At 69.1% G+C, this 22,883-nt stretch carries 26 protein-coding genes; 23 read left to right on the forward strand and 3 right to left on the reverse strand.

Annotated features, from left to right (window positions below; all coding sequences use genetic code 11):
* The first annotated feature begins 6 nt into the window (after nt 1-6).
* From rplF to truA, 16 genes are all read left to right on the forward strand, one after another.
* Nucleotides 7-546, forward strand: coding sequence for a 50S ribosomal protein L6 (rplF, locus tag FHS13_RS14765; RefSeq protein WP_184292463.1), 540 nt, complete (start codon nt 7-9; stop codon nt 544-546).
* A 2-nt stretch (nt 547-548) separates the two neighbouring features.
* On the forward strand, nt 549-929 hold the full coding sequence (rplR, locus tag FHS13_RS14770) for a 50S ribosomal protein L18 (RefSeq protein WP_184292464.1): 381 nt from the start codon (nt 549-551) through the stop codon (nt 927-929).
* Between the two features lie 51 nt (nt 930-980).
* Nucleotides 981-1,583: a 30S ribosomal protein S5 gene (gene rpsE, locus FHS13_RS14775; protein ID WP_184292465.1), complete on the forward strand. Its 603-nt coding sequence runs from the start codon at nt 981-983 to the stop codon at nt 1,581-1,583.
* Nucleotides 1,584-1,585: 2 nt separating this feature from the next.
* Nucleotides 1,586-1,771 carry a 50S ribosomal protein L30 gene (gene rpmD / locus FHS13_RS14780; protein ID WP_184292466.1) on the forward strand — a complete coding sequence of 62 codons (186 nt, stop codon included), beginning with the start codon at nt 1,586-1,588 and terminating at the stop codon, nt 1,769-1,771.
* Nucleotides 1,768-2,232 (forward strand): 50S ribosomal protein L15, encoded by a 465-nt coding sequence (gene rplO, locus FHS13_RS14785; protein WP_184292467.1) that lies wholly within the window; start codon nt 1,768-1,770, stop codon nt 2,230-2,232. The genes rpmD and rplO overlap by 4 nt, the downstream gene beginning before the upstream one ends.
* Nucleotides 2,233-2,514: 282 nt before the next feature.
* Entirely contained in the window at nt 2,515-3,828 is a 1,314-nt protein-coding gene (gene secY, locus FHS13_RS14790) for a preprotein translocase subunit SecY (RefSeq protein WP_184292468.1), read from the forward strand.
* Nucleotides 3,829-4,488 (forward strand): adenylate kinase, encoded by a 660-nt coding sequence (locus FHS13_RS14795; RefSeq protein WP_184292469.1) that lies wholly within the window; start codon nt 3,829-3,831, stop codon nt 4,486-4,488. It abuts the gene before it with no gap.
* Nucleotides 4,488-5,312 (forward strand): type I methionyl aminopeptidase, encoded by an 825-nt coding sequence (gene map, locus FHS13_RS14800; protein ID WP_184292470.1) that lies wholly within the window; start codon nt 4,488-4,490, stop codon nt 5,310-5,312. The genes FHS13_RS14795 and map overlap by 1 nt, the downstream gene beginning before the upstream one ends.
* Before the next feature lie 59 nt (nt 5,313-5,371).
* Nucleotides 5,372-5,839, forward strand: coding sequence for a DUF1707 domain-containing protein (locus FHS13_RS14805; protein ID WP_184292471.1), 468 nt, complete (start codon nt 5,372-5,374; stop codon nt 5,837-5,839).
* A gap of 281 nt (nt 5,840-6,120) precedes the next feature.
* Entirely contained in the window at nt 6,121-6,342 is a 222-nt protein-coding gene (gene infA / locus FHS13_RS14810; protein ID WP_013156135.1) for a translation initiation factor IF-1, read from the forward strand.
* 47 nt (nt 6,343-6,389) lie between these two features.
* A complete protein-coding gene (rpmJ, locus tag FHS13_RS14815) occupies nt 6,390-6,503 on the forward strand; it encodes a 50S ribosomal protein L36 (RefSeq protein WP_184292472.1) in 114 nt (37 codons plus the stop codon).
* 231 nt (nt 6,504-6,734) lie between these two features.
* The gene (rpsM, locus tag FHS13_RS14820; protein ID WP_184292473.1) at nt 6,735-7,115 is read left to right on the forward strand and encodes a 30S ribosomal protein S13; all 381 of its coding nucleotides are present in this window, start codon (nt 6,735-6,737) and stop codon (nt 7,113-7,115) included.
* A 65-nt stretch (nt 7,116-7,180) separates the two neighbouring features.
* Nucleotides 7,181-7,585, forward strand: a complete 405-nt coding sequence (gene rpsK, locus FHS13_RS14825) for a 30S ribosomal protein S11 (RefSeq protein WP_013156138.1) — start codon at nt 7,181-7,183, stop codon at nt 7,583-7,585.
* A gap of 190 nt (nt 7,586-7,775) precedes the next feature.
* The gene (locus FHS13_RS14830; RefSeq protein ID WP_184292474.1) at nt 7,776-8,798 is read left to right on the forward strand and encodes a DNA-directed RNA polymerase subunit alpha; all 1,023 of its coding nucleotides are present in this window, start codon (nt 7,776-7,778) and stop codon (nt 8,796-8,798) included.
* 65 nt (nt 8,799-8,863) lie between these two features.
* Nucleotides 8,864-9,400, forward strand: coding sequence for a 50S ribosomal protein L17 (gene rplQ, locus FHS13_RS14835; protein WP_184292475.1), 537 nt, complete (start codon nt 8,864-8,866; stop codon nt 9,398-9,400).
* A 130-nt stretch (nt 9,401-9,530) separates the two neighbouring features.
* Entirely contained in the window at nt 9,531-10,382 is an 852-nt protein-coding gene (truA, locus tag FHS13_RS14840) for a tRNA pseudouridine(38-40) synthase TruA (protein WP_184292547.1), read from the forward strand.
* 100 nt (nt 10,383-10,482) lie between these two features.
* Here the strand turns inward: truA and FHS13_RS14845 are convergent, their stop codons facing one another.
* Nucleotides 10,483-11,346, reverse strand: coding sequence for a hypothetical protein (locus tag FHS13_RS14845; RefSeq protein ID WP_184292476.1), 864 nt, complete (start codon nt 11,344-11,346; stop codon nt 10,483-10,485).
* Between the two features lie 1,314 nt (nt 11,347-12,660).
* Between FHS13_RS14845 and rplM the strand changes: the two genes are divergently transcribed.
* The 7 genes from rplM (at nt 12,661) to FHS13_RS14880 (ending at nt 18,143) form a co-directional block, all read left to right on the forward strand.
* Nucleotides 12,661-13,110 carry a 50S ribosomal protein L13 gene (gene rplM, locus FHS13_RS14850; protein ID WP_184292477.1) on the forward strand — a complete coding sequence of 150 codons (450 nt, stop codon included), beginning with the start codon at nt 12,661-12,663 and terminating at the stop codon, nt 13,108-13,110.
* A 37-nt stretch (nt 13,111-13,147) separates the two neighbouring features.
* Complete coding sequence (gene rpsI, locus FHS13_RS14855) at nt 13,148-13,657, forward strand: 30S ribosomal protein S9 (protein ID WP_184292478.1); 510 nt, start codon at nt 13,148-13,150, stop codon at nt 13,655-13,657.
* Nucleotides 13,658-13,809: 152 nt separating this feature from the next.
* Nucleotides 13,810-15,147 carry a phosphoglucosamine mutase gene (gene glmM, locus FHS13_RS14860; protein ID WP_184292479.1) on the forward strand — a complete coding sequence of 446 codons (1,338 nt, stop codon included), beginning with the start codon at nt 13,810-13,812 and terminating at the stop codon, nt 15,145-15,147.
* An 83-nt stretch (nt 15,148-15,230) separates the two neighbouring features.
* On the forward strand, nt 15,231-16,220 hold the full coding sequence (locus FHS13_RS14865; protein ID WP_184292480.1) for an ROK family glucokinase: 990 nt from the start codon (nt 15,231-15,233) through the stop codon (nt 16,218-16,220).
* A gap of 78 nt (nt 16,221-16,298) precedes the next feature.
* Nucleotides 16,299-17,072 carry an SDR family NAD(P)-dependent oxidoreductase gene (locus tag FHS13_RS14870; RefSeq protein WP_184292481.1) on the forward strand — a complete coding sequence of 258 codons (774 nt, stop codon included), beginning with the start codon at nt 16,299-16,301 and terminating at the stop codon, nt 17,070-17,072.
* A gap of 8 nt (nt 17,073-17,080) precedes the next feature.
* Nucleotides 17,081-17,845, forward strand: a complete 765-nt coding sequence (locus FHS13_RS14875) for a crotonase/enoyl-CoA hydratase family protein (RefSeq protein WP_184292482.1) — start codon at nt 17,081-17,083, stop codon at nt 17,843-17,845.
* 61 nt (nt 17,846-17,906) lie between these two features.
* Nucleotides 17,907-18,143: a hypothetical protein gene (locus FHS13_RS14880; RefSeq protein ID WP_184292554.1), complete on the forward strand. Its 237-nt coding sequence runs from the start codon at nt 17,907-17,909 to the stop codon at nt 18,141-18,143.
* 562 nt (nt 18,144-18,705) lie between these two features.
* Here the strand turns inward: FHS13_RS14880 and FHS13_RS14885 are convergent.
* Both FHS13_RS14885 and FHS13_RS14890 read right to left on the reverse strand, forming a co-directional pair.
* The gene (locus tag FHS13_RS14885; RefSeq protein WP_184292483.1) at nt 18,706-20,385 is read right to left on the reverse strand and encodes a stealth family protein; all 1,680 of its coding nucleotides are present in this window, start codon (nt 20,383-20,385) and stop codon (nt 18,706-18,708) included.
* A gap of 241 nt (nt 20,386-20,626) precedes the next feature.
* Nucleotides 20,627-22,693, reverse strand: a complete 2,067-nt coding sequence (locus FHS13_RS14890; protein ID WP_343065036.1) for an acyltransferase family protein — start codon at nt 22,691-22,693, stop codon at nt 20,627-20,629.
* Between the last annotated feature and the right edge of the window lie 190 nt (nt 22,694-22,883).

Consider the following 22,883-nt stretch of genomic DNA (forward strand, 5'->3'; position numbering starts at 1 on the left):
TGAAGCATGTCGCGTATCGGTCGACTGCCGATCTCGGCCCCCAAGGGCGTCGAAGTCACGATTAACGGGCAAGACGTCACTGTCAAGGGGCCGAAGGGCGAGCTCAAGCACACCGTCGCCGAGCCCATCACCGTCTCTCGGGACGATGAGGGCGTCATCACGGTGGCGCGTCCGGACGACAAGCCGGAGAACCGGTCGCTGCACGGCCTGACCCGTGCACTGATCGCCAACCTCATCGAGGGCGTTGCCAAGGGCTACACCAGGACCCTGGAGATCCACGGCGTGGGTTACCGGGTCCAGGCCCGCGGCTCCAACCTGGAGTTCTCGCTGGGCTACAGCCACCCCGTCGTGGTGGAGCCCCCGGAGGGCATCACCTTCCGTGTGGAGAAGCCGACGCTGCTCCACGTCGAGGGCATCGACAAGCAGCTGGTGGGCCAGGTCGCCGCGAACATCCGCAGCCTGCGCAAGCCCGACCCCTACAAGGCCAAGGGCGTGCGCTACCAGGGAGAGCACATCCGCCGCAAGGCCGGAAAGGCTGGTAAGTAGGCATGGGCATCACCGTGAGCCGCAAGCGGACCGCCAAGAGCGCCACCGCGCGTGCGCGCCGCCACTTCCGCGTCCGCAGGAAGGTCGTCGGCACCGCCGAGCGTCCGCGCCTGGCCGTGTTCCGCTCCTCCAAGCACATCGTCGCCCAGGTCATCGACGACACCAGGGGCCACACCCTGGCTGCCGCCTCCAGCGTCGAGGCGGACCTGCGTGCCCTCGAGGGCACCAAGTCCGACAAGTCCGTCAAGGTGGGCCAGCTCATCGCTGAGCGCGCCAAGGCCGCCGGTGTCACCGCTGTCGTCTTCGACCGCGGCGGCAACCAGTACGCCGGCCGTATCGCCAAGCTCGCCGACGCGGCGCGCGAGGGCGGGCTGGAGTTCTAGCGCAATGACCTCTGTAACGGCCAAGATCAACCACGAGAAGAGGAACCACTGATGGCTGCAGCTCCGCGGCGCGGCGCCGGTGGCGAGCGGCGTGATCGCCGTGACGATCGCCGCGGCGGCGCCGCAGACAAGGGTGTCTCCTACATCGAGAAGGTCGTGACCATCAACCGGGTCGCGAAGGTCGTCAAGGGCGGCCGTCGCTTCTCCTTCACCGCCCTGGTCGTCGTCGGTGACGGCAACGGCATGGTCGGTGTCGGTTACGGCAAGGCCAAGGAGGTCCCGGCCGCGATCGCCAAGGGTGTCGAGGAGGCGAAGAAGAACTTCTTCCGCGTTCCCCGCGTCCAGGGCACGATCACGCACCGGGTCCAGGGCGAGGCCGCTGCCGGTGTCGTCCTGCTCCGTCCGGCCGCCCCGGGTACCGGTGTCATCGCCGGCGGTCCCGTGCGCGCCGTGCTGGAGTGCGCCGGCATCGCCGACGTGCTGAGCAAGTCGCTCGGCTCGTCCAACCCGCTGAACATCGTGCACGCCACCGTCGCCGCGCTCAAGGGCCTCAACCAGCCCGAGGAGATCGCTGCCCGCCGTGGCCTGCCGATCGAGGACGTCGCCCCGGCCGCCATGCTCCGCGCCCGCGCCGAGGCGAAGGCAGGAGCCTGACCATGGCCAAGCTCAAGATCACGCAGACCGGATCCAAGATCGGTGGCAAGGCCAAGCAGCGCGCTGCTCTGCAGTCGCTGGGCCTGGGCCGCATCGGCAAGTCCACCGTCCGTGAGGACCGCCCCGAGGTGCGCGGGCAGATCACCGTCGTCTCGCACCTCGTCACTGTCGAGGAGGTCGCAGAATGAGCGACTACAACCCCGACGAGCTGCTCAAGCTGCACCACCTGCGTCCCGCCCCGGGCTCCAACAAGGCCAAGACCCGCAAGGGCCGCGGCGAGGCGTCCAAGGGCAAGACCGCTGGTCGCGGCACCAAGGGCACGAAGGCTCGTAACACCGTCCGCCCCGGCTTCGAGGGCGGCCAGATGCCGCTCATCCGCCGGGTGCCCAAGCTCAAGGGCTTCAGCAACGCCAGGTTCAAGAAGACCTACCAGGTCGTCAACCTGGACAAGCTGAGCGAGCTCTACCCCGAGGGTGGCGAGGTCACCGTCGAGAGCCTGGTGGCCAAGGGAGCCGTTCGCAAGAACGAGCTCGTCAAGGTCCTGGGCACCGGTGAGATCTCCGTCGCCGTGCAGGTGAGCGCGAACGCGTTCTCCTCCTCGGCCAAGGAGAAGATCGCCGCCGCCGGTGGCACCGTCACCGAGCTGTAGGGGATTTCCCCCGCATGTGCGCACAGGGGCGTCCGCCCGGCCGGTCCTCAACGGACCCGTCGGCGGGCGCCCCTCTGCGTTGTGAGTGATGATCGTTATGACTCACGAACTCAATACGAACGTGATGGCTGTTACAGTGCCATCTGTTTGAGTACGCCACTTGACGTAATGTGAGTACTTCAGAGCACCGGGCCACCACCCGGGGCTGACCGTTTACGACGATTCAGGATCGGCCGCGATGTCTGGAATCCGTTCCGCCGCCGAAGCCGCGCAGGAGGAGACGTGCTAGGTGCGTTCGTTCGTGCATTCCGCACGCCCGACCTGCGTAACAAGCTGCTGTTCACACTGTTCATCCTGACGCTGTTCCGTCTGGGCTCGGTGATCCCCGCTCCGGGTATCAACTCCGCTGCCATCCGGGAGCAGATGGAGTACATCACCGCGAGCGACCAGTCCGGTGTGTACGCACTCGTCAACCTGTTCAGCGGCGGTGCACTGCTTCAACTGGCGGTGTTCGCGCTCGGTGTGATGCCCTACATCACCGCGAGCATCATCATCAACCTGCTGACAGTGGTGATCCCCCGTCTGGAGGCCCTCAAGAAGGAGGGCCAGGCCGGGCAGACCAAGATCACCCAGTACACCCGCTACCTGACGCTGATGCTCGCGGTCCTCCAGGCCACCAGCATCGTCGCCATGGCCCGGACCGGTGCCCTGTTCCAAGGGGCCGTCCCGGTCAGCACCTACATGCCCAACCAGGACATCCTCACCCTGGTGACGATGGTCTTCGTCATGACCGCCGGCACCTGCATCATCATGTGGTTCGGTGAGCTCATCACCGAGCGCGGGGTCGGCAACGGCATGTCGCTGCTGATCTTCACCCAGGTCGTCGCGATGTTCCCCGCCTCGATCATGGGCCTCTACGAGGAGCGCTCCGTCTGGATCTTCACCATCATCGTCATCGCCGGCCTGGCCCTGATCACCGCCGTGGTGTTCATGGAGCAGGCTCAGCGCCGCATCCCGGTGCAGTACGCCAAGCGGATGGTGGGCCGGAGGATGTACGGGGGGAGCTCGACCTACATCCCCCTCAAGGTGAACCAGGCGGGTATCATCCCCGTGATCTTCGCCTCCTCCCTGCTCTACCTCCCCACCCTCGTGGTGGGCCTCCTCGGGCAGGACTCCGACAACGCCGTGGTGGAATTCATCACCAGGTACTTCCTCACGGGCACCCACCCCGTGTACATGGCGACCTTCTTCGTGATGATCGTCGGTTTCACCTTCTTCTACGTGGCGATTACCTTCAACCCCACTGAGGTCGCCGACAACATGAAGAAGTACGGTGGTTTCATCCCGGGTATCCGACCGGGGCGTCCGACCGCCGAGTACCTGGACCACGTGCTCACCCGGCTGACGACCCCCGGTTCCCTGTACCTGGGTGTGATCGCTCTCCTGCCGATGGTCGCTCTCGGTGCCACCGGCGCCAACGCGAACTTCCCGTTCGGTGGAACGAGCATCCTGATCATGGTCGGTGTCGGGCTGGACACGGTGAAGCAGATCGAGAGTCACCTCCAGCAGAGGAACTACGAAGGTTTTCTGCGATAAATGCGCGCTGTATTGGTGGGGCCGCCTGGGGCCGGCAAAGGCACCCAGGCCCAGATCCTCGCGTCCGAGCTGTCGATCCCCAAGGTGTCCACCGGTGACATCTTCCGGGCGAACGTCAGCGGCGGTACGGAACTCGGCAAGAAGGCAAAGGAGTACATGGACCGCGGCGACCTCGTCCCCGACGAGGTCACCAACGCCATGGTCAAGGACCGCCTCGCCCAGGGCGATGCGGCCAAAGGCTTCCTGCTGGACGGGTTCCCCCGCAACGTCGCCCAGGCCGAGACCCTCAAAGGGATGCTCGACGAGCTCGACACGGGCCTCGACGTCGTCCTCGAGCTGAGGGTCGACGAGGAGGAGGTCGTCAAGCGGCTCTCGGGCCGCCGCTCGTGCCCCGAGTGCGGTCGGGTCTACCACGTCGACTACGACGCCCCGAAGACCGAGGGCGTCTGCGACGAGGACGGCACCCGGCTGTACCAGCGCGAGGACGACCGCGAGGAGACCGTCCGCCACCGCCTGGACGTCTACCGGGAGCAGACCGCTCCGCTGGTGGAGTTCTACGAGCGCGAGGGTCTGCTGGCCACCATCTCGGCCACGGGTCCCGTCGCCGAGGTGACGGCCCGCGCCGAGGCCGCCATCGCGGGGAAGCGGTCGGGCAGCTGATGGTGACCAGGTCGGATTCCGGTGTGGAGATCAAGACGCCGGAGCAGATCGCCAGGATGAGGGCGGCGGGCCAGGTCGTGGCCCGCGCCCTGGACACCCTCCGGGCCGCGGTGCGGCCCGGGGTGTCCACCCTCGAGCTCGACGCGTTGGCGGAGAAGGTCATCCGGGACGCGGGCGCGGTGCCCTCGTTCAAGGGCTACCACGGCTTTCCCGGTTCCATCTGCGCCTCCGTCAACGAGGAGGTCGTCCACGGGATCCCCAGCGCGGAGCGCGTGCTGGCCGAGGGCGACATCATCTCCATCGACTGCGGCGCGATCCTGGAGGGCTGGCACGGCGACTCGGCGATCACCGTCGCCGTCGGTGAGGCCCGCCCCGAGGACCTGCGCATGATGGAGGTCTGCGAGGAGTCCATGTGGCAGGGCATCGCGGAGCTCCGCCCGGGCAGACGCCTGGGTGACGTCGGTCACGCGATCGGCGGCCACATCTCCAGGAACGGCGGTTACGGCAACGTCCGCGAGTACGGCGGGCACGGCATCGGCACCCAGATGCACATGGAGCCGCACGTGCTCAACTACGGCCGCAAGGGCAAGGGCATGAGGCTCGTGGAGGGCATGTGCCTGGCCATCGAGCCGATGACCACGCTGGGCCGCCACGACGTCGCGCAGCTCGACGACGGCTGGACCGTCGTCACACGGGACGGCAAGAAGGCCGCGCACTTCGAGCACTCCGTGGCGATCACCGCGGACGGGCCTCTCGTGCTCACCGCACGGGAGTCCGACCGGGATAGAATTGCACAGATGGGTTTCGTCCAGCCGGCCTGGTAGCGGTCGGGCCCCGGCTCCGTCCGGGGCCGCGTTCATCCACGGGATGCGAGGTGCGTGCAGTGTCCGAGCCGGTACCGTCCACCCGGACCTCCGACGCGGACCGGGACCGCGTCGCCCAGCTGCTGCAGGAGCACTTCGCCCAGGGCCGCCTGGACCAGGAGGAGTTCTCCGAGCGCCTCGGCCGTGCCTACAAGGCCAAGACCGTCGGTGACCTGGCGGAGGTCACGCGCGACCTTCCCGCGCGGGACCTCGCCGAGGTCGGCGGGGCCGCGCAGAGGCGGGACGAGCACGCGGGGGCGCCCCCGCTCACGATGCGCGACCCCGCGCTGATGGTTCCGTGGATGCTCTACGCGGGGGTCAACGTCCTCTGCTTCGTCATCTGGCTGATCCTCTTCCTCACCACCAGCTACGACTACCCGTGGTTCCTCTGGGTCATGGGGCCCTGGGGGATCGTGATGGGGGTCGTGACCTTCGGGGTCATGGCGGCCCAGCGCGGTTCCTCCGACGAGGACGGCAGGGGGAACTGAGCGTTCCCGGGCTCTTTCCGCAGGACGCGAGGTCCGCGGTGAGTACCAGTTGTGCCAAGGGGATAGAATGTCATTGCCCATACGCGGGCTGTTGGGTCAGTCTGCCTTCTCTGCCACGTCCTTTCAGTGACGTACGCTCCTGCAGTTGGCCTGAACTACCAGTGTCCTCGGCCGTGGCGACCGGGTCTCCCCGGGTCGCCGGGGTCCTCGCGCCATGCGGAGGCACTGGGGTCGCGTCGGGTTGTCCTGATCAACCAATCGATGAGCGAGGCGTGGAGGACATGGCCAAGAAAGACGGCGCCATCGAGATCGAGGGCTCCGTTGTCGAGTCCCTACCCAACGCTATGTTCAAGGTAGAGCTCGACAACGGGCACCAGGTCCTTGCCCACATCAGCGGCAAGATGCGGATGAACTACATCCGCATTCTCCCCGACGACCGCGTCGTCGTGGAGCTGAGCCCGTACGACCTCACGCGCGGGCGCATCGTTTACCGCTACAAGTAGCCCGTCCGGACCCCAGCGTCCGGATCGGATCCGAGTTCGGAGTAACCATGAAGGTCCAGCCGAGCGTCAAGAAGATCTGCGCGAAGTGCAAGGTGATCCGCCGCAACGGCCGGATCATGGTCATTTGCTCGGACCCGCGGCACAAGCAGCGCCAGGGCTGACAGCCCCGGTACGCCGGCCGCGGCTTCTGCCGCACAGCGCCCGGCCGGGGATGTCCCCGCCGCCCGGGAAGCACAACACAACGACAAACCTGTTCCGATCTCCGGAGAGCACGCCGCACAGCGGCGCGCCCCGGGGAGAACCCCCGGTCGGAGGCCGGGGCCTCGTCTGATGGGGCGACGGGAGGGTGGAACGGGTCAGACCTCCGCAGGCATGGATGGAGTTTCGCCCACATGGCACGTATCGAAGGCGTCGACCTTCCCCGCGACAAGCGGGTGGAGATCGCTCTGACCTACATCTTCGGGGTCGGGCGCACCCGTGCGCTCGAGACCCTGAAGAACACCGGTGTCGACGGCAACACCCGCGTGTACCAGCTGTCCGAGGAGGACCTGGTCAAGCTGCGCGAGTGGATCAGCGCGAACTACCAGGTCGAGGGCGACCTGCGCCGCGAGGTCGCGGCCGACATCCGTCGCAAGATGGAGATCGGCAGCTACCAGGGCATCCGCCACCGCCGGGGCCTCCCGGTCCGCGGTCAGCGCACCCAGACCAACGCGCGCACCCGCAAGGGCAAGAAGAAGACCGTGGCCGGTAAGAAGAAGGCCGGTAAGAAGTAGTCCGCTCGGACTTGTCGACCGCGTCCGAGAACACAACGGACCGATGATCTCTGGGAGTTTCGCTCATGCCGCCTAAGGGCCGTCAGGGTGCCGCGCGCAAGGTGCGCCGCAAGGAAAAGAAGAACATTGTCCACGGACATGCTCACATCAAGAGCACGTTCAACAACACGATCGTGAGCATCACCGACCCCACCGGTGCGGTGATCTCGTGGGCCAGCTCCGGTCAGGTGGGCTTCAAGGGTTCGCGCAAGTCGACCCCCTACGCCGCGCAGATGGCCGCCGAGGCCGCTGCCCGCCGCGCCCAGGAGCACGGCGTCCGCAAGGTGGACGTCTTCGTGAAGGGTCCGGGTTCGGGCCGCGAGACCGCCATCCGCTCGCTGCAGGCGACCGGGCTGGAGGTCGGCTCCATCCAGGACGTCACCCCGGTGCCGCACAACGGCTGCCGTCCGCCCAAGCGCCGCCGGGTCTGATCCCGGCCGAGGCGTCCGCGGCTCCTGCCCCGCGGACGCCCGCCGCGCTTGAATCCGCGCCGGTCCCGCGTCGTCGGGACCGCGCGGGCCGGGTAGGAATCCGAGTTCAACGGGTACCGCGCGACCGAGCCGGTGCCCGTCCGGTGGCCGTCAAATAGCGGGCGGCCATGTGGAAGGGAAAAACAGGACCATGCTGATCGCACAGCGTCCCACGCTGACCGAGGAAGCCATCTCGGACCTGCGCTCGAAGTTCGTCATCGAGCCGCTGGAGCCGGGCTTCGGCTACACCATCGGCAACTCGCTGCGGCGGACCCTGCTGTCCTCCATCCCCGGTGCGGCTGTCACCAGCATCCGCATCGAGGGCGTCGAGCACGAGTTCACCACCGTGCCCGGGGTGAAGGAGGACGTCACCGAGATGATCCTCAACCTCAAGGGCCTGGTCGTCAGCTCCGAGCACGACGAGCCGGTGCTGATGTACCTGCGCAAGCAGGGCCCGGGTGTGGTGACCGCCGCGGACATCGCTCCGCCGGCCGGTGTCGAGGTGCACAACCCCGACCTGCACATCGCCACGCTCAACGGCAAGGGCAAGCTGGAGATGGAGCTGACGGTCGAGCGCGGCCGGGGCTACGTCTCCGCGACGCAGAACAAGCAGGCGGGCCAGGAGATCGGCCGGATCCCGATCGACTCCATCTACTCGCCGGTCCTGCGGGTGACCTACAAGGTCGAGGCGACCCGTGTCGAGCAGCGCACCGACTTCGACCGCCTGATCGTCGACATCGAGACCAAGCCGGCCATCCGTCCCCGTGACGCCGTGGCCAGCGCGGGCAAGACGCTGGTGGAGCTGTTCGGTCTGGCCCGCGAGCTCAACGTCGACGCCGAGGGCATCGACATGGGCCCGTCGCCGACGGACGCCGCCCTGGCGGCCGATCTGGCGCTGCCGATCGAGGACCTCAACCTCACGGTCCGGTCCTACAACTGCCTCAAGCGCGAGGGCATCCACAGCGTCGGTGAGCTGGTTGCCCGCTCGGAGCAGGACCTGCTGGACATCCGCAACTTCGGTGCCAAGTCCATCGACGAGGTCAAGCAGAAGCTCGTCGACATGGGCCTGTCCCTGAAGGACTCCCCGCCCGGATTCGACCCCGGCACCGCGGCCGACTCCTTCGGCTCCGATGACGACGAGGGTGAGTCCTTCGTCGAGACGGAGCAGTACTGACCTTCGTCGCCCCATGGTCCCCGGCCGAGTGCGGCCGTGGACCGCACCACTAGGAGAACGACACCATGCCCACGCCTACCAAGGGCGCCCGTCTGGGTTCCGGGCCCGCTCACGAGCGGCTCATGCTGGCGAACCTGGCGACCTCGCTGTTCCAGCACGGCCGCATCCGCACCACGGAGGCCAAGGCCAAGCGCCTGCGCCCCTACGCGGAGAAGCTGATCACCCTCGGCAAGCGCGGTGACCTGCACGCTCGCCGCCAGGTCCTGACCAAGATCACGGACAAGGCCGTCGTGCACGAGCTGTTCACCGAGATCGGCCCGCGCTACGAGAACCGCCCCGGTGGCTACACCCGTATCACCAAGCTGGGTCCGCGCAAGGGCGACAACGCCCCCATGGCGGTCATCGAGCTGGTCGAGGCGCTGCCGGCGTCCCGCACCGAGGCCGCCCCGGCCGCCCCCGCCGCGCCGCAGGAGGCCAAGGCCGAGGAGACCCCGGCCGCCGAGGCCGGCGAGCAGCCGGCGGAGGGCACCACCTCCGAGCAGACCGCTCAGGCGGAGGAGACCTCCCAGGCCGAGGGCGAGCCCAAGGCCGACGACAAGTAGGACGGTGCGCGGCGCGCACGGGTACGGCCCGGCGCGCCCGTCCGCCCGGCGAGTGCCCGATCCCCGAGGGGGTCGGGCACTCGTGTTTTCCGAGGCGGAGGCACCGGTGGCTGAGACTGGGACGGACGCGATGAACGACGAGACGACAGCGGAGCAGGTCCGGATCCGGATGGACGTCGCCTACGACGGGACGGACTTCTCCGGATGGGCCGCCCAGCCGGGGCGGCGCACCGTGCAGGGAGAGCTGGAGGCCGCGCTCGCGCGGGTACTGCGGCTGCCCGCGGTGTCGCTGACCTGTGCGGGGCGCACGGACGCCGGGGTGCACGCGCGGGGCCAGGTGGTGCAGGCCGACATCCCCGCGGCCACGTGGGAGAACGAGGGGGAGCGGGTGCTCCGGCGGCTGGCGGGGGTGCTGCCCAGGGACGTGCGGGTGACGGACGCGCGGCTCGCGCCGCCCGGCTTCGACGCGCGCTTCTCCCCGCTGTTCCGCCGCTACCTGTACCGGGTCAGCGATGCCCCCTACGGTGTGGACCCGCTGCTGCGCAGGGACGTGCTGTGGCACCGCAGTCCGCTCGACGCGGACCGGATGAACGCGGCCGCCGCCCACCTGGTCGGAGAGCACGACTTCGCGGCCTTCTGCAAGAAGCGGGAGGGGGCCACGACGATCCGGGAGGTGCTGCGCCTGGAGTGGGAGCGGGTGGACGAACACCTGCTGCACGGGACGATCCAGGCGGACGCCTTCTGCCACAACATGGTCCGCGCGCTCGTGGGGGCGCTTCTGGCGGTCGGGGACGGCCGCCGCGGGACGGAGTGGCCCGCGCGTGTTCTCAACGCGGCTGTGCGGGACTCGTCGGTCCACGTGGTGGGCCCCCAGGGGCTGAGCCTGGAGGAGGTCCGCTACCCGGCCGACGAGGAGCTGGCGGAGCGGGCCCGGGCCACCCGGCGCGTCCGTGAACTGCCCTGCCCCGGACACGGCGCCTGACGGGGCGGCCGCGGGCGCCGGGGCCCCGCACCCGCGGCCCCGGTACGCGGGATCGCGTGGGGCCGCGGGTGCGGGGCTCCCGGTGCCTGGCCGAGAGGGCCTAGGCGCGGTCCTCGCTCAGGCGGGTGTGGGCCTCACCGAGGAAGCCCTCGCCGACGGCGCTCAGCTCCTCGGCCGAGTCTCCGGAGTCCTCCTGGCTGCCGTCGCTGTTGGTGGCCAGGGAGAAGACGAGGTAGCGGCCCCACTGGCCGCTGCTGCCGTGGCCGCCCGCGTGGCCGAGGCGCTCTGCCGGGCTGCCCTCCTCGCCGGCCAGGCCCGCGAACCACTGCGACCCGCCGAGGTCCTGGGCCTCCAGCGCCGCGGCGGCGTCGGTGTCGGTGGACATGGCGGCCACACCGACGGTGACGGCGAGGGACTCGTCCTCGCTGAGGTAGGAGGCCCGCACCAGCTGGCGGCAGTTGTTGTCGGCGAGGACCTGGCCGTAGTCGCCGTGGGCGCCGGCAGTGCAGTCCTCGGTCTCCTCGACCGCGACGCGGGTGTAGGAGGCCCCCTCGATCTCCAGGGTCTCGGGGAACAGGACCGCGGCGGCCAGGGCGCCGGGGTCCTCCTTCTCGTCGGCGACCGTGGCCGCGGTGGCACCGCCGCCGCTCTGGGTGGCGGCGAAGAAGGTGCCGCCGCCCACGAGGACGAGCAGCAGGGCGAAGCCGCCGACCATGAGGGCCTTGCGGCGGCCCTCGGCGGATCCGTCGTTGTAGCGGCCCCGGTTCCCGCGGCCGTCGTAGTCGTCGTAGTCCTGCACCGACCGGACGTCGAACTGGGCGGTGTCCTCACCCGCGTCCTCGGGGACCTCGTCCCGGAACAGCGGGCGTTCCGCCTTCGCGCCGTAGGTGGTGACGGGGGCGATGTACTGGGTGGGGCCCTCCGTGTCCGAGGGAACGGCGTCGATGCGCTGGGTGGAACCCATGGCCTCCGGTGGGAAGGCGGGCTGCGGCGCCGACGGAGCCTGGTGGCCCTGCAGGCCGGGGGATGCCGGGGGGAGCGCGCCGGGCGGGACGCCCGGGGCCGACCCGAGGGGAGCGCCCTGCTGGGGGGCGCCGGGGGCGGGGTGCCCGCCGGTGGGGGTGGCGTAGGGCGGTGTGCCGGGGGGCTGGTGGGGGCCGCCGGGCAGCGGCGGTTGCTGGGGTCCACTCGGGATGCCGGGGGCGGGATACCCCCCTGTGGGGGCGGGGTGTCCGCCGGTGGGGGTGCCGTAGGGCGGCGCGCCGGGGGCCTGGGGCGGCTGCTGAGGTCCACCGGGGACACCGTAGGGCGGTGCGCCACTGGCCTGGGGCGGCTGCTGGGGTCCACTCGGGACGGCGTAGGGCGGTGTGCCGGGGGGCTGGTGGGGGCCGCCGGGCAGCGGCGGCTGCTGGGGTCCGCTGCCGGGGACACCGGGGGCGGAATACCCCCCTGCGGGGGCGGGGTGTCCGCCGGTGGGGGCGGCGTAGGGCGGCGCGCCGGGGGCCTGGGGCGGCTGCTGAGGTCCACCGGGGACACCGTAGGGCTGCTGGGGTCCGCTGCCGGGGACACCCGAGGTGGGGTACCCCCCCGTGGGAGCGGCGTGTCCCCCGGTGGGGAAGCTCTGCGGAGGAAGGGGGCGGCCCGGCTGCGGTCCCGCCGGGGGAGCGGTGCGGGATGCCGGCCCGAGCAGGTCCTGGCCGTCACCGGCCTCCGGCCCGTCGGGACCGTACTGGGGCGGATTCGGATGGGTACTGATGGGAGTCTCCGAAGGCTGTGGGGATGGGACTGGACCAGCCCGTGCCGTGATGCGTGCCGCCGGCTCGCCGGGGTGACGGGCATCTCGTCGGCACCCGACATTCCGGGCGGAGACCGGCCTTTCCGTGCAAGCGTAGCCAAAGCCGGGGCCGGAGGGGGACGAAGCACTCTCCGCAACGGGCATAATAAAAGGCGGAGAGGTCACGGACGTGACCCCGTGCCGGCGCTGTCTCCGCCGAGCGTGGTCCTGCCGGTTCTACCCCGCCGCTGGCTTTGACCTGCGCTGTGGTGAGACGGTAGGATACTCCGTTGTTGTGCGTTGAGTTGCCGTGGGCCCCGAACCTGTGAGGTCGGGTGCCGATCCACGCACCATCGTCTGCGCACTCACCCCGGACGTTCCTGACACAGTGGCACGGGATGTCCGGCCAAACGCCCCGCACCCGCGGGTGTGTTTCGTAACACGAGTCCGCCATCCCGAAGAAGCGGGGTGGGGCAGTCGACTGAAGAGCGAAGGCAAACGATCGTGCGCACATACAGCCCCAAACCAAACGATGTCCAGCGTCAGTGGCACGTTGTCGACGCTACCGATCTCGTGCTCGGGCGTATGGCGAGCCAGGTTGCCTCGCTCCTTCGGGGCAAGCACAAGCCGTACTACGCCCCCCACATCGACACCGGCGACTTCGTGATCGTCGTGAACGCCGACAAGGTCGCCCTGACCGGCAAGAAGCTGGAGCAGAAGCGCGCCTACCGGCACTCCGGCTACCCCGGCGGTCTGCGTTCCGTCGGCTACGCCGAACTGCTGGAGAAGAACCCCGAGCGGGCCATCGAGAAGGCCGTCAAGGGCATGCTCCCCAAGGGCTCCCTCGGCCGCCAGATGGGCAAGAAGCTCAAGGTGTACGCAGGTCCGGAGCACCCGCACCAGGCCCAGCAGCCGGTTCCGTTCGAAATCAGCAAGATCGAGCAGCCCGCCTAGGCGTTCGCGAGACTTTAGAGGAAGCACGAGGATAACCGTGGTCGAGCCCACCGGCATCGAAGACGTCGAGCAGGAGTACGCCGAGAACCCGGAGGAGTTCCCCTCCGAGTACACGAGCGAGTCCGAGGAGACGGTCGCCGCCTACGTTCCCACCGCGTCCGGCCCCAGCGCCGGCACCGGCCGCCGCAAGCAGGCCGTCGCCCGGGTCCGCATCACCCCGGGTGCGGGCGAGTGGAAGATCAACGGCAAGCCGCTCGAGGTCTACTTCCCGGACAAGGTCCACCAGCAGACCATCAAGGAGCCGCTGGTCTCCCTCGGTTTCGAGGGCGCCTACGACGTGTTCGCCCGCCTCAACGGCGGCGGCACCAGCGGCCAGGCCGGTGCACTGCGCCACGGCATCGCCCGTGCGCTGGCGTTCCTGGACCCCGAGAACAACCGCCCGACCCTCAAGAAGGCCGGTTTCCTGACCCGCGACGCCCGTGAGGTGGAGCGGAAGAAGGCCGGTCTCAAGAAGGCCCGCAAGGCGCCGCAGTTCTCCAAGCGCTGACGCTCATGCGCCGACCCCTGTTCGGCTGAGCCCCGGCCCGTACGTCGCCCCTCGGGGCGGCGTACGGGCCTTTTCTTCATGCGGACCCAACCGCTGCTTCTGCACTTCACCGGCGCCACGTAGGGCGCCCATGTCGAAAGGGGCTGTCGCCTGTGGCACGGCTGTTCGGAACTGATGGGGTACGCGGCGTCGCCGGCAAAGACCTGACCGCGTCGCTCGCCCTGGAACTGTCCATCGCCGCGGCGCGGGTGCTCGCCGCGGGCATCGGAGGCCGCCGCCCCAGGGCCGTCGTCGGCCGGGACCCGCGCGCCTCCGGGGAGTTCCTGGAGGCCGCCGTCGTCGCCGGCCTCGCCAGCACCGGCGTGGACGTGGTCCGGGTGGGTGTCCTGCCGACCCCGGCCGTGGCCCATCTCACCGGTGAGCTGGACGCCGACTTCGGCGTGATGCTCTCGGCCAGCCACAACCCGGCGCCGGACAACGGCATCAAGTTCTTCGCCCGGGGCGGACACAAGCTCGAGGACGCCCTGGAGGACGAGATCGAGGGCCTCCTGGGTGTGCCCTCCACCCCTGCCGTGGGGAACGGCGTGGGACGGGTCACCGACGCGTCCGACGGCGCCGAGCGCTACATCGCGCACGTGCTGGCGTCGGTTCCGCACCGCCTCGACGGACTGAAGGTCGTGGTGGACTGCGCCCACGGCGCCTCCTGCGGCGTCGCCCCCGAGGCGCTGCGCCGGGCGGGCGCCGAGGTCGTCGCGATCGGTGACGGCCCGGACGGCTACAACATCAACGACGGCTGCGGTTCCACCCACCTGGAGGCACTCCAGGAGGCGGTGCGCCTGCACGGCGCCGACGCCGGTATCGCCAACGACGGCGACGCCGACCGCTGCCTGGCTGTGGACGCCGAGGGCAACGTGGTGGACGGCGACCAGATCCTCGCCATCCTGGCCGCCGAGGCCAAGGAGGAGGGACGGCTGGCCGAGGACACCCTCGTGGTGACGGTCATGTCCAACCTGGGCCTCAAGCTGGCCATGGAGCGCGAGGGCATCGCCGTGGTGGAGACCGCGGTGGGCGACCGCTACGTGCTGGAGGAGATGCGGCGCGGCGGGTTCACCCTGGGCGGCGAGCAGTCCGGGCACGTCATCCTGCTGGACCACGCCACCACGGGGGACGGTGTGCTCACCGGCCTGCACCTGCTGGCCGCGATGGCCCGCCGCGGCCAGGGCCTGGCGGAGCTGGCCAAGGTGATGACGCGGCTGCCGCAGGTACTCGTCAACGTTCCGGACGTGGACAAGTCCCGCGTCTCCGAGTCCGAGGAACTCGCGGCGGCGGTGCGCGAGGCCGAGGCCGAGCTGGGCGACAGCGGCCGGGTGCTCCTCCGTCCCAGCGGCACCGAGCCCAAGGTGCGCGTCATGGTCGAGGCGCCCGAGCAGGAACAGGCCGCGGCGGTGGCCGAGCGGCTGGCGGGTGTGGTGCGCTCCGCACTGGGGTGATCTTCCTTTCCGCGCGCGTCCGGGCACTTCCTGTGGTCGGGCGCGCGTTGTCGTGTGGGGTGTTGTCGGGGAGCGGGGGAGCCATGGCCGGGACGCGGTACGGGGACGCGCCGACGGTCGGCGTGGACATCGGGGGAACGAAGGTGGCCGCGGGAGTGGTGGCGCCGGACGGCCGGGTGCTGGCCCGCCTGCGCACGGAGACGCCCGGGCGGAGCAAGAGCCCGAGGGTCGTGGAGGACACCATCGTCTCGGTGGTGGAGGAGCTGCGGGCGGAGGCCCAGGTGCGGGCCGTGGGGGTGGGCGCCGCGGGGTTCGTCGACGAGCGGCGCGCGACGGTGCTGTTCGCCCCCCACCTGTCGTGGCGGGAGGAGCCGCTGCGCGAGGCGCTGTCGCGGCGGCTCGGGCTGCCGGTGGTGGTGGAGAACGACGCCAACGCCGCCGCCTGGGCGGAGGTGCGCACGGGTGCAGCGCAGGGCGTGGACGACGTCGTGGTGGTGAACCTGGGGACGGGCATCGGCGGGGCGGTGGTCCTCGGCGGCTGTCTGTACCGGGGACGCCACGGGCTGGCCGGCGAGTTCGGCCACATGACCGTGGTACCGGGCGGGCACCGCTGCGAGTGCGGAAACCGCGGGTGCTGGGAGCAGTACGCCAGCGGCAACGCCCTCACCCGGGAGGCCCGGGAACTGGTGCTGGCGGAGTCTCCGGTGGCGGAGGCGCTGCACCAGGCCGTGGGCGGCGACGTCCGGCGTATCACGGGCCCGCTGGTGAGCGAACTGGCCGGTAAGGGCGACCGGGCCTGCACCGAGCTGATCCGCGACATGGGGGAGTGGCTGGGCCTGGGCCTGGCCAATCTGGCGGCCGCGTTCGACCCCGAGCTGTTCGTCGTGGGCGGCGGCGTGTCGGAGGTGGGGGAGCTGCTGCTGGAGCCCGCCCGCGCGGCCTTCGCCCGCAGCCTCACCGGACGCGGCTACCGACCCGAGGCCCGGGTGGTCGCCGCGGCCCTGGGCAACGAGGCCGGGCTCGTCGGTGCCGCCGATCTGGCCCGTCACGCCTTCCCCCCGTCCGAGGCGTGAGCGGTCGGGACCAAGGACCCGTAACTTCACCGAACCCGGTTCTAGGGTGGAGGTCACATCCTCTGTAGAGTGCGGGCCATGGATCTGAACGGAATCTCCGCCCTTGTGACGGGCGGTGCGAGTGGCCTCGGTGAGGCCACCGCCAGGGAACTCGCCTCCGCCGGTGCGACCGTTGTCATCGCCGACCTCAACGCCGAGCGCGGCGAGGCCGTCGCCAAGGAGATCGGCGGTGTCTTCGTCGCCACCGACGTCTCCCAGGAGGACCAGGTCAAGGCTGCCGTCCAGGCCGCTGTCGACACCGGCAAGCCGCTGCGCGCGGCGGTCTCCTGCGCCGGCATCGCCTGGGTGACGCGTACCGTCGACCGCAACGGCAACCCGCACGACCTGGACAGCTACCAGAAGGTCATCCAGGTCAACCTCATCGGCACCTTCAACGTCCTGCGCCTGGCCGCGGCCGAGATCGCCAGGACCGAGCCGGTCAACGAGGACGGCGAGCGCGGCTCCATCGTCAACACCGCGTCGCTCGCCGGCATCGAGGGCCAGGTCGGCCAGATCGCCTACGCCTCCTCCAAGGGCGGCGTCATCGGGATGACCCTGCCCGCGGCCCGCGACCTCGCCGCCGTCGGCATCACGGTCAACACCATCGCCCCCGGCATCCTCGAGACGCCGATCTACGGCGAGGGCGAGGCCTCCGAGGAGTTCAAGAAGCGCCTGGCCGCCCCGGTGCCCTTCCCCAAGCGCCTGGGCACCGCTGCCGAGTTCGGCAAGCTGGCCCGCGCCCTGCTGGAGATCAGCTACGTCAACGGCGAGGTCGTCCGCATCGACGGTGGCCTGCGCATGCCGCCGAAGTAGGAGGCACAGTGTCCGACGAGGTTCTCTACACGGCCGAGGACGGCGTCGCCGTCATCACCATCAACCGGCCCGAGGCCAAGAACGCGGTCAACGCCGCGGTCGCCGCGAAGATCGCCGAGGCGCTCGACGACCTGGACTCGCGCAAGGACCTGACGGTGGGCATCCTCACCGGCGCGGGCGGCACCTTCTGCGCCGGGATGGACCTGAAGGCCTTCATGAAGGGCGAGGTCCCGATGGTGGAGGGCCGCGGTTTCGGCGGCTTCGCCGAGGCCCCGCCGAAGAAGCCGCTGATCGCCGCGGTCGAGGGCTATGCCCTCGCCGGCGGTTTCGAGGCGGTGCTGGCCTGCGACCTGGTCGTGGCGGCCGAGAACGCCAGGTTCGGCATCCCCGAGGTCAAGCGGGGACTGGTGGCCGGCGCGGGCGGTCTGCTGCGCCTGCAGCACCGCATCCCGCGCAACCTGGCCATGGAGTTCGCCCTCACCGGCGACTTCGTGGACGCCCCGCGCATGGCCGACCTGGGGCTGGTCAACCGGGTCACGGCCCCGGGCGGGGCCCTGGAGGGCGCCCGGGAACTGGCCGCCCGGATCACGGCCAACGGTCCGCTGGCCGTGCGGGTCTCCAAGGAGATCATCACGTCCTCGGACGACTGGTCCACGGCCGAGATGTGGGACAGGCAGAACGAGCTGGCGGGTCCCGTCTTCGTCAGCCAGGATGCCATGGAGGGCGCCGCGGCCTTCGCCGAGAAGCGCGCCCCCGTCTGGAAGGGCGAGTAGCCTCGACCGTCTGCGGCGGCCGTTCCCCGAGGTGAGGGGCGGCCGCCGTTGCCTTTGCTCGGTGCTGTCTGTTTTGTGTGTGGTTTCGTACTCTTCTTGGAGTTCATCGGTCGCGCGTACGGCGAAGGCCGACGCCTTCCGTCACGGCGCGCACGAGCGGTCGGCAGGTGCGCAGGTGCAGAGCGACGGCGAGGATCTCTACACAGAAGGCGAAGAGCACTTCTACGACGAGGACGGCGAGTTCGGTGTCGGTGTCCCCCAGCAGCCGCCGGACGAGCCGGAAGAGGGCTTCTTCTGAGGCCTGTGTGAGGATTCGGAGCCGTGCGCCGACAGCGACCCGGGCAGGGGCCTCGTGGTGAGCCGGGGACGTCCATTTTGCGGACGAGGGAACCCTCTTCGTCGTCCGGGCGGGCCGAGGGCGCTGTCAGAAGGGCGTCAAGGCCGCTGGCCGGACTCTGCCCCTCGACGCCCTTCTCCTGCCCGCAGACGGTGCAGGGACTTTCCCCGACGGCTTGCTCGGCGCCGCGGTTCTTCCCGGGTTTCCGACCCCGGCTCCCGTACAGGCCGCAGAGACAGGCTCTGGAGAGCGTGTGCGGGCTCGTACCACGGGGAGAGGCCTCCTCGGGAACCGTCCCGGCCCCGGAGCCGATGGTGGGGAGGCAGGGGTCATCGCCGGTGTCCTCGGGGAGGGGCCGCCGCTGTTCCCGGGCGGCAGGAGCGCCATCGACGCGGAGAGGAGCAGATCGGCCCGGCGATCTCTGCTCTGCCCACGGGGTGGGGGATGGAGGCGCGCTCTGCACGATCCTCTGCCCCGGGCTGTCACAGGAACGGATACCGGAGTATGCCGGTGAACCGGTGTCCTACTTCTCGAAGCTGCTCTTGAAAGGGAAGTAATCCTTCAAGAAACGGTCGATGTGGCGGGCGCTGGTGTCGTCCTCCGCCGGTGTGGTGTCGTTGACGCAGAAGGAATCGTAGTTGCGGTGGGTCAGGAGCTCATGGATGCGCTCCTGTACCGCCTCGAGGTTGGCCAGGTTGAGGTAGGTGTACCTCAGGCTCCCGAACACGGCTCGCCCGCTCAGCATCGCGTAGTAGTTGTGCAGGGACGACGGGATCGAGTGGTCCTCAGGGTGTCGGAACCGGGATGCGGCCGTCCGGCGGAAGACGTCCGGGTACTCCTTCTCCATTTCCTCCAGGACCGAGCGGCGTTGGGAGATGGGGGTGTGTTTGAACTTGGTGGTGGGCACCTTGCCGAAGCGCTCCTTGATCAGCACGCTGTTCTGTTTGGCGGCGGCGTCCACGGGCTGGTCCTCCACCCCGGCGGCTCCCAGACCGAAGCGGTAGGTCGAGGGGTTGAGCTTGGCGAGTCCGTTGGGATGGAAGAACTTCGTGGGCGCGACAGGGCGGCCGAAAAAGACGTCGTCGTTGAGGTAGAGGTAGTGTTCCGCCAGCCCGTCGATGTGATGCAGCTGGGACTCGATGGCATGGGAGTTGAAAACGGGCAGCACTGAGGGGTCACGGAAGATCTCCTTGTGGTCCACAACCCGTACGCGGGGGTGGTCCGAACGCAACCAAGAGGGGCGCTGTCCGTCTGTGACGATGTAGACGTTGCGGATGAAGGGAGCGAACATCTCCAAGGAACGCAGCGAGTAGCGGAGCTCGTCTCGGCTGGTGTAGCGCGCCTTCGACGCCGAATCAGGGTTCAGACGTCCGCTGTCGCCCAGGTACGCGTTCCGTTTGGCGGCCCATTCCTCGTCGTCACCGTCGACCCAGGTGTAGACGGCGTCGATCGGGAAGCTGATGTCCGTGGCCAGGTCCCAGGTGAAGGCTTCCAACGTGGGGTGAACCGTGTTGCCCAGAGTGATGCTCGCCGGCTTGCAGGCCTCAGGGGGCAGGACCTCGCACACCGGATTGAGCTGGGGGCCGACCAAGGACTCGCGCAGAATGTCCTCAGGAACGACCACCCGAAGGTTCTCGAGCTTTTTCCTGCTGCGCTCCGAGCCGTCCAGGAGGGTCTTGCCCTCACACCAGAACTCGATGCTGAAGCCGTGGGCCGGGCCTGTGACTGCCGGTCCCGTCTCACCGATCACGTACTCTCCCAGCCGGAAGACGTCGTCCTCGCGGCGCTTCAGCAGGAGGTTCTCGGTGAAGAGGGTGTAGCCCGTGTCCTGCCTGATGTAGTAACCGCGGTCACAGTAGGACGCGCGGAGGATGCCCAGTACCGTGGCGCGATGACGCTCGTGCACTCCGACCGAGCGGTGGTAGGCCTGGTTCGAGCGGGAGATGAAGTAGTCCACGCCCTGAGCCTTCAGCAGGGAGGTGAACTCCTCGATCTGGGTGGCGGGTACGGCGTCGATGGAGAAGGCGCCCTCCCACCTGCGAGCGATGACGGAACTCAGCTGGAAGGTCGAGATCTCGAGGCCGTCCCGGTTCCGCAGGTGTTTCTCGGCCGTGGCACGCAGGAGCCCCGTCTTGACCGGGGTGGGCAGACGTCGTTTGGTGTAAGCCTTGACTCGCCGGGAAAATCTGTTCAGACCTGCCATTGGCTGCTCTTTCTTGGCTTTCTGGACGCGAGAGGGCGCTACGGCATCGACTCGCACGGCTCCGCTGGGGGAGGAGCCGTGTTCGGGCGGGAGCGAGGGCGCCCAGTGCTTGCTCGGAGGCGCAAAGACACCTTACGTTAGACGCAATGTAAAAAACGTGTGTTAACGGGCACTCCGTGTCAAGCGCGGCACAAAGGCCTGCGACCTGCGCTCTCGCCGCCTCCTGGGCGCCGGGAGTCGACTATTCAACGGCTTCCAGGAGAAGAGGCTCGAGGACAGGGGCCAGCGAACGGGAGAAGGCCGCTGTCAGATGGTTGTCGTCGTGGTAGGCGAGGACGTTGCCGAATACCGCAGGGCAGCTTCCCGAAGGGCAGAGGGCCTCGGTCATGTCGAGGAAGCGCACGTTCGGATGCTCGGCTTCGAGGCCTTCGTAGGGCGGCACATCCGCCAGGGAGTGGCTGACCTCGGTGGCACATTCGTTGCGCTGGTTCCTGTCCACGCACTCGATCGCATCGAACGCCAGGCGGGGGGTGTCCCTCAGCGCGACCACACGGATGCCGAGCTCCTCCATCTGCCGCCACCGCTCGCGGTAGCCCTCGGGCAGTTCTTCGGCTCCGTCGCCTCCTGCATCACTAAGGGAGGCCAAGGTGAACACGGTGTCTGGCTGCTCGGCTGCGATTCGCTCGTAGGTGGCGTTGTTCCACTCGGTGCAGTCCGTGAAGGGCTCGCCCCTGTGCACCTGCTCGTCGGTGCTGAACTGGCAGCCGCTCTTGAGGATGGTGACCAGGCGCCATCCGTGTTTCTCGGAGATCTGCTCCAGGGCCTGGAACCAGTGCCGGGCATGGGAACTTCCCACCAGGGCGATGGTGTGGTCGGCGTCGTCGGGTCCGAACTCGCAGACGATCGGCTCACTTCCCTGGATACCCACGTTGCAGTCGTCGGTCTCCACGACCGTGGACTCACGAGCGTCCTCGGGCTGCGGGAAGAGCGGGAGCTGAGGCAGATCCTCTGCGAGGGCGGGGTTGGCGATGATCTCCGCACCGGGGTAGAGGGTCGTGTCCTGGCTGTGGACGCTGATCAGTTCGGTCTGGCGCTCCATGTGCTGCTGCCATCCCAGGGAGGCTGCCAGGACCGGTACCAGGAATGCGGCAGCCAGAGAGAGGGAGACCCGCCGCTTGGGGAAGCGCTGGGTGACGCGGGTGACCCCGCCCTCGACGAAGCGGGTGGTGAGCCACGACAGCAGCAGGGAGAGCGCCAGGATGTAGGCGCCTCCGGTCAGACTCGGCCTCACCCGGTCGGTCATCTCCAGGTAGGTCACGAGGATCGGCCAGTGCCACAGGTACAGCGAGTAACCCATACCGCCGAGGCGGGTCAGCGGGGCCCAGGTGAGCAGGCGGTCCGCGCCCACACGGCTACCGGTGTTTCCCGCAAGGATGACCATGAGGGCAGCCAGGACGGGCCACAGGGCGATGAAGCCGGGGAAATGGATGTCGACGGGTACCAGAAGCCCGCACAGAGACAGGGCGGCCAGTCCCAACCAGCCCATGAGGATCCGCAGCCGCCGGGGGAGGTCCCGCATGCGAGGAAGGAGGATGGCCAGAAGACCGCCCAGGGCCAGTTCCCACAGGCGGGTCCAGGTGTCGAAGTAGGCCCACTCGGGGTTGTGGTGGGTCATGTACAGCGAATACGAGAAGGACAGCACGAGCACGGTGGTGCAGTAGCCCAGTACCGCGCTGTGCAGCCGCAGCCCGAAGCGCCGTGCCAAGGCGGCCGCTGCCATGGCCAGCACGAGCCACAGAAGGTAGAACTGCCCCTGGATCGCCAAGGACCAGAAGTGCTGGAGAGGGCTGGCCGCGTTGTTCTGGGCGAGGTAGTCGACCGAGTTGAGTGCCAGGTTCCAGTTCTGGACGTACAGGGCTGAGGCGAAGGTGTCCGCGATGATGTCCGGCCAGCGGGACCTCGGGAAGAAGAGGAGAGCCGCCACCAGGATGCCCGCCATGACGACAGCGGCGGAGGGGAAGAGGCGCTTGGCCAGGCGGGTCAGGAAGCTGAGGGGGTTGATCTTCCCTTGGCGCTCGACGGTCCGTACGAGCGAACCGGTGATGAAGAAGCCGGTCAGGACGAGGAACACGTCCACGCCACCCGAGACGGTGCCGAACCAGATGTGGTACACGGCCACGAGGAGGACAGCGACTCCGCGCAGGCCCTCGATCTCCGGTCGGTAGGTGTTCTTCGCCGAGGGCTGTGCTGCGGCAGGAGAATTTGAGGAGCGCCCTGGGACATGCGGCGCGGACACAGAGATGGGCACAGAGGGACACCTGGTCAGAGCGACTGAGAAGGGAAGATCGGGTCGTCTGCCCGAGCTTTCCCTATTCTGGGCCCAGAGAGCAGGTACTTTGCCCTGGATCGACATCTTGTTGCCCTTCTGGTGTACAAGCTATGCAGTTCTGAACACCAACTCTTGACAACCTCCATACGTCAGTGGCGCCCGTCACTCC

The sequence above is a fragment of the Nocardiopsis algeriensis genome (assembly GCF_014203695.1).
Classification (GTDB): Bacteria; Actinomycetota; Actinomycetes; order Streptosporangiales; family Streptosporangiaceae; genus Nocardiopsis; species Nocardiopsis algeriensis.

Excerpts from the sequence above, each read along its gene's own strand:
- rplF (WP_184292463.1), top strand. The coding sequence starts at position 7 with ATGTCGCGTATCGGTCGACTGCCGATCTCGGCCCCCAAGGGCGTCGAA.
- rplR (WP_184292464.1), top strand. The coding sequence starts at position 549 with ATGGGCATCACCGTGAGCCGCAAGCGGACCGCCAAGAGCGCCACCGCG.
- rpsE (WP_184292465.1), top strand. The coding sequence starts at position 981 with ATGGCTGCAGCTCCGCGGCGCGGCGCCGGTGGCGAGCGGCGTGATCGC.
- rpmD (WP_184292466.1), top strand. The coding sequence starts at position 1,586 with ATGGCCAAGCTCAAGATCACGCAGACCGGATCCAAGATCGGTGGCAAG.
- rplO (WP_184292467.1), top strand. The coding sequence starts at position 1,768 with ATGAGCGACTACAACCCCGACGAGCTGCTCAAGCTGCACCACCTGCGT.
- FHS13_RS14795 (WP_184292469.1), top strand. The coding sequence starts at position 3,829 with ATGCGCGCTGTATTGGTGGGGCCGCCTGGGGCCGGCAAAGGCACCCAG.
- map (WP_184292470.1), top strand. The coding sequence starts at position 4,488 with ATGGTGACCAGGTCGGATTCCGGTGTGGAGATCAAGACGCCGGAGCAG.
- infA (WP_013156135.1), top strand. The coding sequence starts at position 6,121 with ATGGCCAAGAAAGACGGCGCCATCGAGATCGAGGGCTCCGTTGTCGAG.
- rpmJ (WP_184292472.1), top strand. The coding sequence starts at position 6,390 with ATGAAGGTCCAGCCGAGCGTCAAGAAGATCTGCGCGAAGTGCAAGGTG.
- rpsM (WP_184292473.1), top strand. The coding sequence starts at position 6,735 with ATGGCACGTATCGAAGGCGTCGACCTTCCCCGCGACAAGCGGGTGGAG.
- rpsK (WP_013156138.1), top strand. The coding sequence starts at position 7,181 with ATGCCGCCTAAGGGCCGTCAGGGTGCCGCGCGCAAGGTGCGCCGCAAG.
- FHS13_RS14830 (WP_184292474.1), top strand. The coding sequence starts at position 7,776 with ATGCTGATCGCACAGCGTCCCACGCTGACCGAGGAAGCCATCTCGGAC.
- rplQ (WP_184292475.1), top strand. The coding sequence starts at position 8,864 with ATGCCCACGCCTACCAAGGGCGCCCGTCTGGGTTCCGGGCCCGCTCAC.
- truA (WP_184292547.1), top strand. The coding sequence starts at position 9,531 with ATGAACGACGAGACGACAGCGGAGCAGGTCCGGATCCGGATGGACGTC.
- FHS13_RS14845 (WP_184292476.1), bottom strand. The coding sequence starts at position 11,346 with ATGGGTTCCACCCAGCGCATCGACGCCGTTCCCTCGGACACGGAGGGC.
- FHS13_RS14865 (WP_184292480.1), top strand. The coding sequence starts at position 15,231 with ATGGCCGGGACGCGGTACGGGGACGCGCCGACGGTCGGCGTGGACATC.
- FHS13_RS14870 (WP_184292481.1), top strand. The coding sequence starts at position 16,299 with ATGGATCTGAACGGAATCTCCGCCCTTGTGACGGGCGGTGCGAGTGGC.
- FHS13_RS14885 (WP_184292483.1), bottom strand. The coding sequence starts at position 20,385 with ATGGCAGGTCTGAACAGATTTTCCCGGCGAGTCAAGGCTTACACCAAA.